Origin of the sequence: Mesorhizobium sp. B2-3-14 (assembly GCF_006442175.1) — a bacterium.
GTDB classification, from domain to species: Bacteria; Pseudomonadota; Alphaproteobacteria; order Rhizobiales; family Rhizobiaceae; genus Mesorhizobium; species Mesorhizobium australicum.
This window is the reverse complement of record NZ_VFVP01000007.1, coordinates 129,134-142,928: the sequence shown is the minus strand read 5'-3', so window position 1 is coordinate 142,928 and position 13,795 is coordinate 129,134. Positions and strand designations below refer to the sequence as shown.

The window sequence follows — 13,795 nt, the reverse complement described above, 5'->3', positions numbered from 1 at the left end:
AAGCACCGTGGACATCCGGATCGGCCCGGTGACCCCAGCCAATCGCGCTTTGGTCACCGCATTGCAGCTGGCGCCGGAGCAGATGGATTTCGTCGCCAGCAACGCAGCCTCCCTGCGTGAGGCCAGATCCGATCGTGACGCGCGGCCACGCGCCGTCATGGCAGGCGACCAGATCGTCGGGTTCCTGATGTACGAGGCGCCGCGGGCCGATGACGAGGCGCGCATCTACCGCTTCATGATCGACCGCGCCTGGCAAGGCCGGGGCTACGGCAAGGCCGCGTTGCGTGAAGTGCTGGAGGAAATCGGCGGGCTCGGCCACATCAGGCACGTGTCGATCTGCTACGAACCGGAGAACGAGGCGGCGCGGCAGCTTTATCGCAGTGCCGGTTTCGTCGAACAGGGGCTCGACGAGGACGGCGAAATGATCGCGGATCTCATTCTGCCCACCGGCGACCGATGACGCCGCCCGCCGATCCGCCCGAGGAAATCGCCATGGCGCGCGCCATGGCCGCCATGGCTCCTGCCGGGGTCCGCACCGGTTGCAGGATCATCCGCGAAGGCGACGAGACCCATCTGTTGCCGGCGGAAGCACGCTCCATCCCCGCTCGCCAGCCGTCTATGCGGCGGGCCAGCGGCGCGGCGCGATTGCTCGCGCACCGACTGCTGACGGATGCCGGCTTCGACGGTTTCGCCCTCTTGCGCACGCCGTCCGGTGCACCCGCCTGGCCGGACGGGATAACGGGCTCGCTCGCGCATGACGACGACATGGCCGTGGCGGCGGTCGCGCCTGTTGGCCGCATCGCCTCGCTCGGCATCGACGTCGAGCCGGCGCTGCCCCTGCCCGATGAGATTTTCTCGCTCGTGGCAATTCCCGAAGACCGGATCGACGCCGCCGACCGGCAGCTTGCCGGCCGCATCCTTTTCGCCGCCAAGGAAGCGGTCTACAAGGCCGCCTATCCGCTGGATCGCGAGGTGCTGGGCTATGAGGATATCGCCGTGGACCTCGAAACCGGCCATGCGACAACGAGGACGGGCCGCAAGGTCAGCCTCGCACACTGTATCGCCCCGCGCGTGGTCGTGCTGGCGTTTGTTGCCAGATAGGCGTTGGCCTATTCGCCAACCACCTCTCGATAGGCCCTCACCGCACCATCCAGCCCACGTATGCGCCAGCGCTGCCCGTCCTGTTCCTCGACATGGCAAGGTCCAAGCGGCACTTTCCCTCCCCCGTCGGGCAGGTCGAGCACATAGACAGGGTTGCAGATGCCCGACAGGCGCGCGCGCAGCGCTTCCACCAGCGCCTGCCCCTGCGCGATCGTGGTGCGCCTGTGTGCCATGCCGCGTGCGAGATCGCCATGGTGGAGGTAGTAGGGTTTTATCCCCAGCCGGTACATCAGCTCGCGGCAGAGCTCTTCCAGCGCTTCGACCGTATCGTTGACGCCCTTCAGCAGAACGCTCTGGTTGAGCATCACGAAGCCGGCCTGTCGCAAGGCGCGGCAGGCCACTTCGGTGGCGTCGGTGATCTCGCGCGCGTGGTTGAAGTGGGTGACCACCGTCACCATCAGCCGACCCTGCAGCGCCGCGACCAGCCCTGGCGTGATGCGCGACGGCAGTGCCACCGGCACGCGCGTGTGGAGGCGCAGCAACCGCACATGGGCAATGTCCTCGATGCGCGCCCGGATCTCGGCCAGTGCCTTGTCGGGCAGCGACAGCGGATCGCCGCCGGTCAGGATCACTTCGCGGATTTCGGGATGGTCCGATATATAGGCCAGCGCCGGCTCCAGCGCCTCGCGCGTATAACCACGGCCGATCGACGTCAGCGATTCCTTGCGGAAGCAGAACCGGCAATAGACCGCGCATTGATAGGTCGGGAACAACAGTACCCTATCCGCATGGCGATGCGTCAGCCGCGGCACCGGGCTGAATTCATGATCGGCGATCGGGTCGCCAAGCTCACCCTCAGCCTCGTCCAATTCCCCAGGCGACGGGATCACCTGCGCCCGGATCGGATCGGCGGGATCGTTCCAGTCGATCAAGTCGAGATAGGCCTTTGGCGCCCGCACCTTGTGAAGCGCCGCGGCGGCTTGCGCGGCTTCGCGCTCGGCCGGCGAGAGCGGCAGGGAAGCGAGGTCGCGCACATGGCGCACGCCGGCGCGGACATCCTCCTGCCAGGCGCTGTCGGCGGCGCGGGTCGCATCTTTGAGATTGGGCATCGGGCGTCTCGGCTGTTTGCGCGGACCTATCGGCCGGATGGACAGCGCGGTCAACCGCTGTCGCAACGCCAGCCATGTCCGCCGCCTTCACAACCTATGCCCACCCGCGCCAGCCATCGCCACAAAAGCGCTTTCGATGCTTTCAAACCTCAGCTCCGGATAAAGCGTCCCGGCTTCCGGGGTGGCCGTCTCGAGCGCGGTCTCGCCGCGGATCCAGAATGCGCGCAGCAATCCAAGGCCGGGAACCGCCGCGATCAGCGCCTCCAGCTCCTCGGCGCTCATCTGCTTGACGCGGGGCGAACGGCCGCTCACTTGCCGCCACAGCTCGATCATTTCACGTTGGGTGATCTTGTTCTGTGCGATCCGTATCTCGCTGCGAACAGCATTGGGATCCTCAAGCGCGCGCATGGTGACCGCGGCGATATCCTTCTCGCTGACGAAGGTCGCCGGCACGTTGCCCTCGCCATAGAGCGTCACCTCGGCGGGCGGCAGCGGCGACGAGCCGAAGCGCGTCAGGTCGCCCAGCGTCGCCACCCAGGTCGAGAAGAAGCCGTTGGTGTAGATCACCGTATAGGGCAGGTCGGCCTCACGGACCGCGTCGAAGACGGTCCGCTTGATGTCGAGCGGTTCGATCGAGCCAGGTGCGGCGGCGGCAAAGTCGAGGCCGAAGCCGGCGGACGGCACATAGCGGGAGACGCCGGCATCCCTGATGGCGCGCACCAGCGTCATCTCGCTGGCCGACCCCACATGCACCGAGCTGATGACGCGGTCGACCTTGCCGACGGCGCGCACGAGGCTGTCATAGTCGTCGAGATCGCCGACATGCACGGTGGCGCCGAGATCCTTCAGCGGGCGCATCCGCGCTTCATTGGCCGACGTTGCCTGCCGGACCAGGACATGCAGGCTGTCGCCATTGCGCGCACTGGCCTTGGCCATCTCGCTGCCGAGCAGTCCGGTGGCGCCAATGATCAGGGTGCTGGTCATATCGCCCTCCCATTGCCCAGAATTTCGTTAGCAAGGATCGAACCGTCCCAGTCGCGTTCGAGGCCGATGTCATGCAAACGGCGATCGGAAAGCCGGGAGATCCGGCGCAATGTGCGGCGGCGCTCGAACGCTGCCAAGCTTCGCGTGGCAAGGCCGCTCATCGCGGCGCCGATGGGTCGAAGGGTCAAGGTCATAATCCGTCTCCTGTGTTTCACTGGGCGCAAGCCTGCCGATGTCGCCCGAGTGGGGCGAGCATGACGATTGCTCACACTTGTCTGGTCAATTCAGCGCATCGATGAACCGGAAAGCCGGTGTGGATGCTTGGTACGCCTGAATATTGGGCCATTAAGGGCTGGACGACAAACGACTCTTTGTGCAGGATTTGTGAGTAACACTCACAGGTCGATCCAATGCCGCGCAGACTGCCGCCCCTCACCGCTTTGCCCGCCTTCGACGCGGCGGCCAGGCATTTGAGTTTCTCCAAGGCCGCGGAGGAGCTCAACCTCACCCATGGCGCGGTCAGCCGCGCCATCCGCAACATCGAGGACAGGCTGGGCATCCAGCTCTTCGATCGCGGCACACGCTCCGTGCGCCTCACGGGCGTCGGCGCGGCCTATGCGGCGGAAGTCGGCAAGGCGCTCGACCAGATCGCCGCCGCCACCATTGCCGCCACGCCCGACCGCTCGACGCGCATTCTCAATGTCAGCACGTCCGACGGCTTCGCCGGCCGCTGGCTGGTGCCGAGGCTGCATCGTTTCCATCGCGCCAATCCCGACATCGACGTGCGGCTGGCGACTTCGGGCGTGCTGGCCGATTTCGTCAGCGACGGCATCGACATATCCATCCGCTACGGCCGCGGCGGCTATAGCGGGGTGACGGCGGAGTTCCTCGCCGACGAGGAGGTCTTCCCCGTCTGCAGCCCGGAACTGCTGCAAGGCGAGCATCCGCTGCATCTGACAGCGGACCTCAGGCACCACAAACTGATCCACGACGCCTTTCGCATCGACTGGGCGACATGGCTTGAGCAGGCCGGTGTCGAAGGCATCGACCCCACACGCGGCGTGCGCTTCGATTCCGCCACCTTCGCCGTCGAGGCCGCCGTGCATGGCGAAGGCGTGCTGCTCGGCCGCAGCGCGCTGGTCTCGGCCGACCTCGCGGCAGGCCGGCTGGTCCGGCCCTTCGATCTCGCGCTGAAATCGGCGGCCAGCTACTACGTCGTCTATCCCGAAGGCGCGCTGCGCCAGAAAAAGATCAGGGCGTTCCGTGACTGGCTGTTCGCCGAAGTGGCCGCCGACTGGATTGGTGCGAAGAAGAGCGGCTGATCCGAGGAAGGCCCACCTGAATTCCCTCTCTTGCCGGCCAGCTATCGCCGTTCGCTCCGGCGCATCCAGTCAGTCCGACGGGCCGTCAGGCAGCTTGGGCGTCACGATCTGTATGGGACGACTGCCGATCGGCGCCCCGGTCCCGCGATCGATGCTGACTGGGTCGATTTCGGTTCCTGTCTCGGCGTCGAAGAACCGGGTGAAATTGCCACCGCCCCGGTGCTTGCTGCCCCAGGCGGCGAGCGAGAACAGCACCGGAAGCAAATCCCGACCGGCCTCGGTCAGCACATATTCATCCCGTGGCGGCCGCTCCGAATATCGCCGTTTCTCCAGCAGCCCTTCCTGCGTCAAGGTCGCCAACCGGCTGGTCAGCATCGTCGGAGCGATGCCGAGGTTCTTGCGGAATTCGTCGAAGCGGCTGAGCCCCGCATGGGCATCGCGCATGATCAGCATGCTCCACGTGTCACCCACCGTGCCGAGGCTGCGGGCGATCAAACAGGGCTGGTTGGAAAGATTCTTCACGTCGATACCATTTTGATAGTGACTTACTATTAATTTGATAGTATCTGATCTCGCGAGGCCGTTCCACCGAAAAATGATGGTGGACGGCCGGTCATCGCGCCGCTGGGAGTCCCAAATGAAATTCTATCTGTGCAAGTACATCCCGCCCCGTGCCGACTTTCTTGCATCCATGACCGGCGACGAGCGGGAATGGATGAGGCAGCATGGCGCCTTCTTGGACGAGTTGCTCGACCGCGGACTGATCGTCGCCCATGGTCCGGTGATGGATCCAGGCGGCGGCTATGGCTTGTCACTATACCGGATCGCCGACGACCAGGACATCCAGGCGATAACCTCACAAGACCCCATCGTGAGAAATGGCGCCGGCCATTACGAACATCACCCCATGCTTCATCTGAGCGTACACGGCTGACAAGTCCGTCGGCACAAACCGTCATGATCATGCATCTCGAAGGATATTGAAATGAACAACAAAAATCGCGGCGTCGCCGTCGTCACCGGAGCAGCGGGCGGCATCGGGCTTGCGACAGCCAAAGCCCTTCAGTCGGCCGGCTACCGCGTCTTCGGCACGAGCCGGAAAGCCGCGACCGGGTCACCGCCCGGGATCACGATGCTGAGCTGCGACGTGACCGACGCGGACTCCGTCGCAAGCATGGTGTCGCAAGTGATAAGACAGGTCGGGCGCATCGACCTGCTGGTCAACAATGCTGGCAATGCACTGATCGCGGGTGCGGAAGAATCGTCCGTTGAACAGGCAAAGACCCTTTTCGACGTCAACGTCTTCGGTCTCATCCGCGTCACAAACGAGGTGCTGCCGATCATGCGACGTCAGGGCGGCGGCCGGATCGTCAACATCAGCTCGGTTGTCGGCTTTGTCCCCAGCCCGTTCAGCGCGCTCTACACATCCACGAAACATGCCGTCGAGGGCTACTCCGAGTCGCTGGACCATGAGGTCCGCCCCTTCGGTATTCGCGTCCTGCTGGTCGAACCGGCCTTCACCCGTACGGCTCTCGATCACAATGCGACGAAGCCGGACAGGATGATGAGTGTCTATGACCAGGCGCGGGCAACGGCAACCGCGGTCTGGAACAGGGCGATCGAAACCGGCGATGCTCCCGAGGTAGTCGGCCAGGCGGTCGTCACCGCGGCCACCGCGACATCGCCGAAGCTGCGCTATCCTGCCAGCAAGCAGGCGCATCGCCTATACCTGCTGCGACGGTTTGTTCCCGCGCATGCCTTCGACAAAAGCCTCCGAAAACAGATGAACCTGCCGTCGTGACAAAGGCGCGAAGCCACTGTTCGGCGGCCAGTTTTGAGACGCCAGACATTCGCTGCTGCGGCCGACGATTTGACGCATCACAAGCCGATCCACGACGGTTCCGAGAGGGGAAATTGAGCCGGCGGAGTGGCGCCAAACCGCCTCTGGGCATCCCTGCCCGGTTTCAGGTGGCGCTCGACACTTTCGCGATCGCCGCCAGCACCAGCAGAGCCAGACAGCCAACAAGTGCCATCAGGCCCAGCGACCAGGAAATGCCGATATGGGCTATCGCCAATGCCAGGGCGAACGGCGCGACCGCCGAGACGATCAGGCGGGCGGACATGGCGCGTCCCTGCAGCCGGCCATAGCCTTCGCTGCCGAACAGCATCAGCGGCAGTGCCCCGGTGACGATGCTGAACAGCCCGTTGCCCATTCCGAAGACGACGGCGAACGCCATCGCGCCGGCGATCGAAGGCGCGGTGCCAAGCAGGATGACCACGCCCGCCGTCATCAGCACGGCTGAGATGATGGCGAGCCGCAGCGGCGGCAGGTTGATCCCGAAGACCATATTGATGAAACGGCTGAGCACCTGCGACGGCCCGAACAGCGTTCCAACGATGGCGGCGGCGGCACCCAGACCGAGCCCGGACAGCAGCGGCACCATATGGACCAGCACGGCGGCGCTGACCAGGTTCTGGAGCGAGAAAGCGACAACCATCAAGGCAAAGCCGAGCGGCCGCGCCGGGGCCGGCAGCGATCCCGCGACGTGCCGTGGCGGCTCGGTCGCCGCGCGCCTGCTCCTGGCCAGCCCCTGCGAGAGCCAGGCGTGCAGCGGCAGGCAGACCAGCAGGTTCAGCCCGGCAAAAACGAGGTAGACGTCTCGCCAAGGCAAATGCCCATGCAGCGCCGATGTGATCGGCCAGAAGACGGTCGATGCGAAACCGGCGACGAGGGTGAGATAGGTTATGCTGCGCTGCGCGGCACGCGGCCGGATCTGGACCAGCAGCGCGAAGGCCGCGCCGTATTGGACAAGGTTCGATGCTGCCTCCAGCGCAATCAGCGCGGCGACGAAGGCTGGACCGTTGGGCGCATAGGCACAGGCGGCAAGCGCAGCGGCAGCAACGGCCGAGCCGGCGGTCATGATCCGTCCCGCGCCAAAACGGTCGATCCAGCCGCCGAGCAAGGGTGCGGTCAGCCCGCCGGCCAGCAGCGCGGCCGATAGCGCGCCGAATATCCATTCGGTTGGCCAGCCCATATCCTTCGCCATGTCGCCGGCAAGGATGCTGAAACTGTAATAGAGCGTGCCGTAGCCGATAATCTGGGTGATCCCGAGCGCGGCGACAGCCGCTATCGGCGCACGCTCCGCGGTTTCGGCTTTTGCAAGGCTTCCATCATTGCCCACCGCGGTCATGGCTCACCACCTCGCCGTCTTCCTTGGTGAACCGGCTCACCGGGTGGTCGAGCAGATCCAGCACAAGCTCGGACGGACGGCACAGCCGTGTCCCTCTCGGCGTTTCGACGATCGGCCGGTTGATCAGGATCGGATGCTCGAGCATGGCATCGAGCAGTTGGCCGTCGGACCATTTTGGATCGGCCAGGCCCAGTTCGGCATAGGGGGTGCCCTTTTCACGCAGCAGGGCGCGCACGGGAATTTCGAGCGTCGCTATCAACTGCTCCAGCCGCGCACGTGGCGGCGGATGTTTCAGATATTCGACGATGGTCGGCTCCTCGCCGCTCGCCCTGATCATGGCAAGCGTGTTGCGCGAGGTGCCGCAGTCCGGATTGTGGTAGATGGTGATCGTCATGGGCTGGCCTCGATGGGGAACGGTTGAACGTGCGGCTGCAGCAGCCATGTCGTCAGCGCCAGGGCAATGCCCGCGCCGGCCAGTTCGGCGGCGATGAAGCCCGGCAGGCTTGCCGGACTGATTCCGGAAAAACTGTCCGTCAGTGACCGTGCGGCCGCGACCGCTGGGTTGGCGAACGATGTCGATGCGGTGAACCAGTAGGCGGCGGTGATATAGAGGCCGACTAGCCAGGGGATGGCCGAGCGCTCGAAACGCAGGCCGGCGAGAATGACCGCCAGCAACCCGAAGGTCGCGATCCCTTCCGAAAGCCAGAGCGCGGGTCCCGTTCGGTCATGCGTCGACAAGGCGAGCGGCGAAAGCCCGAACATCAGGTGCGCGCCGACCGTGCCGGCGACGCCGCCCGAGAGTTGGGCGAGCACATACCAGGCGCAGTCGCTCGCCGGCAGCCGGCGCGACAGCGCCAGGACCATTGAAACGGCCGGATTGAAATGAGCGCCCGAGACCGGCCCCAGTATCGTGATGAGCACCACGAGGATCGCGCCCGTCGGCAAGGTGTTGCCAAGCAGCGTCAGTGCGCGATCGGGCGTCAGCGACTGCGCCATGATGCCGGAGCCGACCACCGTGGCCACCAGCAAGCCCGTGCCGAGAGCTTCCGCCGTGAGCCGGCGCGGCAAATCAAAACCGGCCATGTCCCGGATGGAGGACGCGCCAGGCACAGTGTGGCCGCCACTCATCGGGCAGGCTCCCGCGTGTCGGCCGCACAGCAGCCCGGCAACACCGCCGGCGCGCAGATTTCCGGCCGGCCGGAGCAACAATCCTCCATCAGGAAGCGGATAAGACCGCTCAGCATGTCATACTCGGCGCTGTAGACCATGGAGCGGGAATCGCGGCGCACGCTCACCAGCCCCGCGCGTTCAAGCTCCTTAAGGTGGAAGCTGACGTTGGACGCCGAAACCTCGACCTTTTCGGCGATCGCCCCGGCGGCGATGCCGTCGGGGCCGGCGATCACCAAATGGCGCAGCACGCGCAGCCGTGTCTCCTGCGACAGAGCCGCGAAGGCCGCCAGGGCTTGACGTTCATTCATATTTCAACAATCCTATGAATATTGAAGCAAGGATTATCGCACATGCTCGCCTCTGACAATCGGGAATTTGATCCCGTGATCACGGCCGACCCGCGGGACATCACCATGGCCGGCTTGCTGGACTTTCTGGCGGATCACAGGGAAAAGCCACTGGTGTTTTTCCATGAAGGCGGGCCAGTGTTGCCGGGCTACCATGTCACCGAGGTCAAGGCCGGCCGCTTCGACGCGCTCGACTGCGGCGGGAATCCGGAATCATGGTCGGAGATCTTCGTGCAGCTATGGGACGTCAATGAGGACCGCACCCATATGCCGGCTGGAAAATTCGCGGCGATCATCCGGAAAGTGACCGAGCATGTCGGTCTCGACCAGGCGGCCAAGCTGACCTTCGAGGTCAGCGACGGCGTGCGCCCGATGCAGCTCTACCGGGCCGCCCTGCCCCGGCTGGCCGACGGCGCCGTGCATGTCACGCTTGCGCCACGGCCAGCGAGTTGCAAGCCGCGCGACCGCTGGCTGGAGGAGGAAAAGAAGGCCAAGGCCTGCTGTGGCCCCTCCGCCGGGCCATGCTGCGGCTAACGGAGGGTGCTTTTGAGCATGTGAGTACCGGAAGCGCGGGCGTGAGCCATGTGCAGGCCGGCCGGACATCGGCAACCTTAGTCCTTGGCGCGAAAAGCGTCCGGCACCACGAACACTTCGTCGGCGCGGCCATAGCCGCCATCGGCGACTTCCTCCACAAGCACCATCGTGTAGGGCCGCACGCCCTCGCCGAAAAAGTCGACGAACATGGCGGTCGTGCGATGGATGAGGTCTTCTTTCTGTGCCTTGGAGAGCGCCGCCTGCGGCATCTTGATATTGGCGAATGGCATGATGTTTTCCTTGTCTTCTCAATCATTTGGGCTAGGTTTCGAATGGAACAGGAGGCAGACCGCCACAGCAGCAGCGGCCAGCCTCCTTCAGATCACGCCGCCATTGGCGCGGATGATTTGCCCGTTGACCCAGCCACTGTCCGGCCCGGCCAGGAACGAGACCACGCCGGCAATGTCGTCGGGCTGGCCGAGCCTGCCGAGCGGGATCATCTTGGCCGTGGCCTCGATCTGCGCCGCGCTCTTGCCATCGGTGAACAGCGCCGTCTCGACCGGTCCGGGCGCCACCGCGTTGACGGTGATGCCGCGCGCGCCAAGCTCCTTGGCCAAGATGTGCGTCATCGCCTCGACCGCCGCCTTGGTGGCGGCATAGACGCCGTAACCCGGCTGGTAGAGGCCGACCACGCTGCTCGAAAAATTGACGATGCGGCCGCCATCGCGAATGCGTTTTGCGCCTTCGCGCATGCCACGGAACACGCCGCCGAGATTGATCGCGACCTGGGTGTCGAAGAAGGCATCATCGGCCTGTGCGATCGGCGAAAGCTTCATGATGCCGGCATTGTTGACCAGTATATCGATGCCTCCGAACGCCTTCTCGCCGGCGTCGAAGAGGCTGGCGATACCGGCCGGATCCGCGATATCGGCCTGCACGGCGATCGCCTTGCCGCCATCGGCTTCGATGGCGCGCACCAGCGCCTCGGCCCCGGCCTGTCCCCGAGCATAATTGATGACGACGGCGATGCCGTCACGGGCGAGCCGCCGCGCGATCGCCGCGCCGATGCCCTTGGAGGCGCCGGTCACGATCGCCGCTTTGGTTTGGCCCGTGCTCGTTTGGCCTGAAGTCATGGAAGTCTCTCCTTCTTGTTGGTGAGACGGATATAGGCGGAGCCAGCTTCCGGACAATCAGCCTTGTCTTGACATTACTATTCGGAAATTGCGAACAAAGAGCATGGATCGCCTGGACACGATGCGACTCTTCGTTCGCGTGCTGGAGCGGCGCAGCTTCACCGCTGCCGCCGCCGATCTCGGCCTGCCTCGCTCGACCGCGACGGAAGCGGTCCGGCGGCTGGAAGAACATCTCGGCGCAAGGCTGCTCGAGCGCACCACGCGCCAGGTGAACGCCACGCAGGATGGCGAGGCCTATTACCGGCGCTGCCTGTCCATCCTGGCCGAGATCGAGGATGCCGAGGCCGCCTTCCGCAATGCGGAACCCTTCGGCCTGCTGCGCATCGACGCCAGCACGCTGCTCACACGCACCTTCCTGTTGCCGCGCCTGCCGGAATTCCTCGCCCGCTATGCCAGGATCGACCTGCAGATCGGCCAGAGCGACCGGCTGGTCGACTTGGTGCGCGAGGGTGTCGACTGCGTCATCCGCGTCGGCGAGCCGCCTGACAGCGGCATGATCATGCGCCGGCTTGGCATGATCCGCGAGATGACCTGCGCCAGCCCCGCCTATCTCTCTCGCCACGGCACGCCGGCTTCCCCCGATGCGCTGGACGGCCATCAGGCGATCGGCTTCGTCTCCTCCCGCACCGGCGAAGTGCTGCCCTTCGAATTCACCGTCGGCGGCAAGACGCGCGAGGTCAGGCTGCCCGGCCGCGTCGCCGCCAACAATTCCGACACCGCCGCCGACCTCGCCCGGCTTGGCCTCGGTCTCATCCAGGCGCCGCGCTATCGCTTCGAGAAGGATTTGGCAGAGGGAACACTGGTCGAGGTGCTGGCCGGGTATCCGCCCTCGCCGACACCGCTCTCGGCGCTCTATCCGCAGAATCGGCAGCTTTCGCCGCGCCTGCGCGTCTTTCTCGACTGGGCGGCACGCATCTTCGCCGAGGCGAACCTGTAAGCGCAATTCCGGGAAAAGTGTGTAGCGGTTTTTCGTCCGGAGTTGCGTCAATACAAAGGAACAGGCACTCGCCGTTGCCCATCGGCGCCATCTGATGTCAATGTCGCCGCGACAGCGCGCCATGGGGAGATGGCGCACCGCCAGGGAGGATTTTCATGACCAAGCAGCAAGCCGGCTTGCCGCGCTATGACGATGCCGTTGCAAGCTTTCGTATTGAGGATGAGATCGCGAGACTGCAGGGCGACCCCGCGACCGGCATCAACGCCTATGTCGAATGCTGCGGCCGGCACACCGGCGGAAACCGCCTGGCGCTGCGCGCCATCTCTGCCGGCGGCGAACTCAGCGAATTCAGCTTCGAGGATCTCGCCGACATGTCCGGCCGCGTCGGCACTCTGCTGAAGGAGTTGGGCGTTGGCCCGGGCGATGTCGTGGCCGGCATGCTGCCGCGCATCCCCGAACTGGTGGCGCTGATCCTCGGCGCCTGGCGCATCGGCGCGGTCTACCAGCCGCTGTTCACTGCCTTCGGCCCGAAGGCGATCGAACACCGGCTTGGCTACAGCGGCGCCAGGCTGGTGGTGACCAATCCGGCCAATCGCGGCAAGCTCGACGAGGTCGCGAACCCTCCGCAAATCGCCACCATCCTCGGTGCTGGCGACGCCCTGTCCCCGGGCGACATCGATTTCCGTGCCGCGCTTGCCGCCGCCTCACCCAACTGCGACCCGGTGATGCGCAAGGGCGAAGACCTGTTCATGATGATGTCGACCTCGGGCACCACCGGCCTGCCGAAGGGCGTGCCGGTGCCGCTCAACGCGCTGCTCGCCTTCGGCGCCTATATGCGCGACGCGATCGGCCTGCGCCCAGACGACATCTTCTGGAACATCGCCGATCCGGGCTGGGCCTATGGCCTCTACTACGCCATCACGGGACCCCTGCTGCTCGGCATCGCCACGACCTTCAACGAGGGCGCCTTCACCGCCAAAAACACCTATGATGTCATCGAGCGGCTTGGCGTCACCAGCCTTGCCGGCTCGCCCACCGCCTTCCGCCTGCTGCTCGCCGAAGGTCCCGATGCCGCCGCGCGTGCAAAAGGCCGGCTGCGTGTGGTGAGCAGCGCCGGCGAGCCGCTCAACCCGGAAGTGATCCGCTGGTTCGACGCCCATCTCGCCGCGCCCATCCACGACCATTACGGCCAGACCGAGAACGGCATGATGGTCAACAACCATCACGGCCTGGCGCACCCTGTCCGCGCCGGCTCGGCGGGCTTTGCCATGCCGGGCTATCGCATGGTGGTGCTGGACGAGGCCGGCAACGAGCTCGGCCCCAACCAGCCCGGCATCCTCGCCGTCGACATCGCCAACTCGCCGTTGCGCTGGTTCGACGGCTACCACCAGGCCGAAACGCCGGCCATATCGGGCGGCTACTACCGCACCGGCGACACGGTGGAATACGAGCCGGACGGCTCGGTCTCCTTCATCGGCCGCGCCGACGACGTCATCACCTCGTCAGGCTACCGCATCGGCCCCTTCGACGTCGAAAGCGCGCTGATCGAACATCCCGCCGTCAACGAGGCGGCGGTGGTCGGCGTGCCCGACCCGCAGCGCACCGAGATCGTCAAGGCCTTCGTCATCCTGGCGCCCGCCTACGAGGCAGCCCGGAACTCGCCGAAGAATTGGCGCAGCATGTCCGCAAACGCCTCTCGGCCCATGCCTATCCGCGCGAGATCGACTTCGTCGGGGAATTGCCGAAGACCCCTAGCGGCAAGATCCAACGGTTCTTGTTGCGCAAGGCTGAGGTGGAGAAAAGGAACGGGTGAAGGGCGGCGGGAAGATTGGAGTCGGTCCTGCGCCAATTGCTGAGACCTGCGCATTGGAGGCAAAGTTGAGTGCGGGCGATAGGCGCCACCGGTA

The 13,795-nt window shown here is 65.3% G+C and carries 17 protein-coding genes and 1 pseudogene; 8 read left to right on the top strand and 10 right to left on the bottom strand.

Annotated elements, in window-relative coordinates; genetic code table 11:
• Nucleotides 1–13 precede the first annotated feature (13 nt).
• Both FJ950_RS19340 and FJ950_RS19335 read left to right on the top strand, forming a co-directional pair.
• On the top strand, nucleotides 14–460 hold the full coding sequence (locus FJ950_RS19340) for a GNAT family N-acetyltransferase (RefSeq protein WP_246681355.1): 447 nt from the start codon (nucleotides 14–16) through the stop codon (nucleotides 458–460).
• Nucleotides 457–1,101 (top strand): 4'-phosphopantetheinyl transferase superfamily protein, encoded by a 645-nt coding sequence (locus FJ950_RS19335; RefSeq protein ID WP_140617972.1) that lies wholly within the window; start codon nucleotides 457–459, stop codon nucleotides 1,099–1,101. The genes FJ950_RS19340 and FJ950_RS19335 overlap by 4 nt, the downstream gene beginning before the upstream one ends.
• Before the next feature lie 8 nt (nucleotides 1,102–1,109).
• Here the strand turns inward: FJ950_RS19335 and FJ950_RS19330 are convergent, their stop codons facing one another.
• The 3 genes from FJ950_RS19330 to FJ950_RS19320 form a co-directional block, all read right to left on the bottom strand.
• Nucleotides 1,110–2,210, bottom strand: a complete 1,101-nt coding sequence (locus tag FJ950_RS19330; protein ID WP_140617971.1) for a KamA family radical SAM protein — start codon at nucleotides 2,208–2,210, stop codon at nucleotides 1,110–1,112.
• An 87-nt stretch (nucleotides 2,211–2,297) separates the two neighbouring features.
• The gene (locus FJ950_RS19325; RefSeq protein WP_140617970.1) at nucleotides 2,298–3,194 is read right to left on the bottom strand and encodes an NmrA family NAD(P)-binding protein; all 897 of its coding nucleotides are present in this window, start codon (nucleotides 3,192–3,194) and stop codon (nucleotides 2,298–2,300) included.
• Entirely contained in the window at nucleotides 3,191–3,388 is a 198-nt protein-coding gene (locus FJ950_RS19320) for a DUF1127 domain-containing protein (protein WP_015316904.1), read from the bottom strand. The genes FJ950_RS19325 and FJ950_RS19320 overlap by 4 nt, the downstream gene beginning before the upstream one ends.
• A 216-nt stretch (nucleotides 3,389–3,604) precedes the next feature.
• On the opposite strand from FJ950_RS19320, the gene gcvA reads away from it, so the two are divergent.
• On the top strand, nucleotides 3,605–4,516 hold the full coding sequence (gcvA, locus tag FJ950_RS19315; RefSeq protein WP_140617969.1) for a transcriptional regulator GcvA: 912 nt from the start codon (nucleotides 3,605–3,607) through the stop codon (nucleotides 4,514–4,516).
• 69 nt (nucleotides 4,517–4,585) lie between these two features.
• Here the strand turns inward: gcvA and FJ950_RS19310 are convergent, their stop codons facing one another.
• Nucleotides 4,586–5,038: a helix-turn-helix domain-containing protein gene (locus tag FJ950_RS19310; RefSeq protein WP_140617968.1), complete on the bottom strand. Its 453-nt coding sequence runs from the start codon at nucleotides 5,036–5,038 to the stop codon at nucleotides 4,586–4,588.
• A 115-nt stretch (nucleotides 5,039–5,153) separates the two neighbouring features.
• On the opposite strand from FJ950_RS19310, the gene FJ950_RS19305 reads away from it, so the two are divergent.
• Nucleotides 5,154–5,450 carry a YciI family protein gene (locus tag FJ950_RS19305; RefSeq protein WP_015316901.1) on the top strand — a complete coding sequence of 99 codons (297 nt, stop codon included), beginning with the start codon at nucleotides 5,154–5,156 and terminating at the stop codon, nucleotides 5,448–5,450.
• Between the two features lie 51 nt (nucleotides 5,451–5,501).
• Nucleotides 5,502–6,317, top strand: coding sequence for an oxidoreductase (locus FJ950_RS19300; RefSeq protein ID WP_140617967.1), 816 nt, complete (start codon nucleotides 5,502–5,504; stop codon nucleotides 6,315–6,317).
• Between the two features lie 163 nt (nucleotides 6,318–6,480).
• Here FJ950_RS19300 and arsK read toward each other — a convergent pair whose 3' ends face one another.
• The 4 genes from arsK to FJ950_RS19280 are packed head-to-tail and all read right to left on the bottom strand — an operon-like array spanning nucleotide 6,481 to nucleotide 9,185.
• Nucleotides 6,481–7,707, bottom strand: coding sequence for an arsenite efflux MFS transporter ArsK (gene arsK / locus FJ950_RS19295; RefSeq protein ID WP_140617966.1), 1,227 nt, complete (start codon nucleotides 7,705–7,707; stop codon nucleotides 6,481–6,483).
• Nucleotides 7,688–8,101: an arsenate reductase (glutaredoxin) gene (gene arsC / locus FJ950_RS19290; RefSeq protein WP_140617965.1), complete on the bottom strand. Its 414-nt coding sequence runs from the start codon at nucleotides 8,099–8,101 to the stop codon at nucleotides 7,688–7,690. Before arsC ends, arsK begins: the two co-directional genes overlap by 20 nt.
• Nucleotides 8,098–8,790 (bottom strand): MIP/aquaporin family protein, encoded by a 693-nt coding sequence (locus FJ950_RS19285; protein WP_140618078.1) that lies wholly within the window; start codon nucleotides 8,788–8,790, stop codon nucleotides 8,098–8,100. Before FJ950_RS19285 ends, arsC begins: the two co-directional genes overlap by 4 nt.
• Before the next feature lie 41 nt (nucleotides 8,791–8,831).
• Complete coding sequence (locus tag FJ950_RS19280) at nucleotides 8,832–9,185, bottom strand: metalloregulator ArsR/SmtB family transcription factor (protein ID WP_140617964.1); 354 nt, start codon at nucleotides 9,183–9,185, stop codon at nucleotides 8,832–8,834.
• A 105-nt stretch (nucleotides 9,186–9,290) separates the two neighbouring features.
• Between FJ950_RS19280 and FJ950_RS19275 the strand changes: the two genes are divergently transcribed.
• Nucleotides 9,291–9,758, top strand: a complete 468-nt coding sequence (locus tag FJ950_RS19275) for a DUF6428 family protein (protein ID WP_224597190.1) — start codon at nucleotides 9,291–9,293, stop codon at nucleotides 9,756–9,758.
• Nucleotides 9,759–9,835: 77 nt separating this feature from the next.
• On the opposite strand, the gene FJ950_RS19270 is transcribed toward FJ950_RS19275, so the two are convergent.
• Complete coding sequence (locus tag FJ950_RS19270; RefSeq protein ID WP_015316894.1) at nucleotides 9,836–10,048, bottom strand: 4-oxalocrotonate tautomerase family protein; 213 nt, start codon at nucleotides 10,046–10,048, stop codon at nucleotides 9,836–9,838.
• Nucleotides 10,049–10,135: 87 nt separating this feature from the next.
• A complete protein-coding gene (locus tag FJ950_RS19265; protein ID WP_140617962.1) occupies nucleotides 10,136–10,891 on the bottom strand; it encodes an SDR family oxidoreductase in 756 nt (251 codons plus the stop codon).
• A 103-nt stretch (nucleotides 10,892–10,994) separates the two neighbouring features.
• Between FJ950_RS19265 and FJ950_RS19260 the strand changes: the two genes are divergently transcribed.
• Nucleotides 10,995–11,888, top strand: a complete 894-nt coding sequence (locus FJ950_RS19260) for a LysR family transcriptional regulator (RefSeq protein ID WP_015316892.1) — start codon at nucleotides 10,995–10,997, stop codon at nucleotides 11,886–11,888.
• 155 nt (nucleotides 11,889–12,043) lie between these two features.
• Nucleotides 12,044–13,701, top strand: a pseudogene (locus tag FJ950_RS19255) (acyl-CoA synthetase).
• The last annotated feature ends 94 nt before the right edge of the window (nucleotides 13,702–13,795 follow it).

Excerpts from the sequence above, each read along its gene's own strand:
- FJ950_RS19335 (WP_140617972.1), top strand. The coding sequence starts at position 457 with ATGACGCCGCCCGCCGATCCGCCCGAGGAAATCGCCATGGCGCGCGCC.
- FJ950_RS19330 (WP_140617971.1), bottom strand. The coding sequence starts at position 2,210 with ATGCCCAATCTCAAAGATGCGACCCGCGCCGCCGACAGCGCCTGGCAG.
- FJ950_RS19325 (WP_140617970.1), bottom strand. The coding sequence starts at position 3,194 with ATGACCAGCACCCTGATCATTGGCGCCACCGGACTGCTCGGCAGCGAG.
- FJ950_RS19300 (WP_140617967.1), top strand. The coding sequence starts at position 5,502 with ATGAACAACAAAAATCGCGGCGTCGCCGTCGTCACCGGAGCAGCGGGC.
- FJ950_RS19265 (WP_140617962.1), bottom strand. The coding sequence starts at position 10,891 with ATGACTTCAGGCCAAACGAGCACGGGCCAAACCAAAGCGGCGATCGTG.
- FJ950_RS19285 (WP_140618078.1), bottom strand. The coding sequence starts at position 8,790 with ATGGCCGGTTTTGATTTGCCGCGCCGGCTCACGGCGGAAGCTCTCGGC.
- gcvA (WP_140617969.1), top strand. The coding sequence starts at position 3,605 with ATGCCGCGCAGACTGCCGCCCCTCACCGCTTTGCCCGCCTTCGACGCG.
- FJ950_RS19275 (WP_224597190.1), top strand. The coding sequence starts at position 9,291 with ATGGCCGGCTTGCTGGACTTTCTGGCGGATCACAGGGAAAAGCCACTG.
- FJ950_RS19260 (WP_015316892.1), top strand. The coding sequence starts at position 10,995 with ATGGATCGCCTGGACACGATGCGACTCTTCGTTCGCGTGCTGGAGCGG.
- FJ950_RS19280 (WP_140617964.1), bottom strand. The coding sequence starts at position 9,185 with ATGAATGAACGTCAAGCCCTGGCGGCCTTCGCGGCTCTGTCGCAGGAG.
- arsK (WP_140617966.1), bottom strand. The coding sequence starts at position 7,707 with ATGACCGCGGTGGGCAATGATGGAAGCCTTGCAAAAGCCGAAACCGCG.
- FJ950_RS19305 (WP_015316901.1), top strand. The coding sequence starts at position 5,154 with ATGAAATTCTATCTGTGCAAGTACATCCCGCCCCGTGCCGACTTTCTT.
- FJ950_RS19270 (WP_015316894.1), bottom strand. The coding sequence starts at position 10,048 with ATGCCATTCGCCAATATCAAGATGCCGCAGGCGGCGCTCTCCAAGGCA.
- FJ950_RS19320 (WP_015316904.1), bottom strand. The coding sequence starts at position 3,388 with ATGACCTTGACCCTTCGACCCATCGGCGCCGCGATGAGCGGCCTTGCC.
- arsC (WP_140617965.1), bottom strand. The coding sequence starts at position 8,101 with ATGACGATCACCATCTACCACAATCCGGACTGCGGCACCTCGCGCAAC.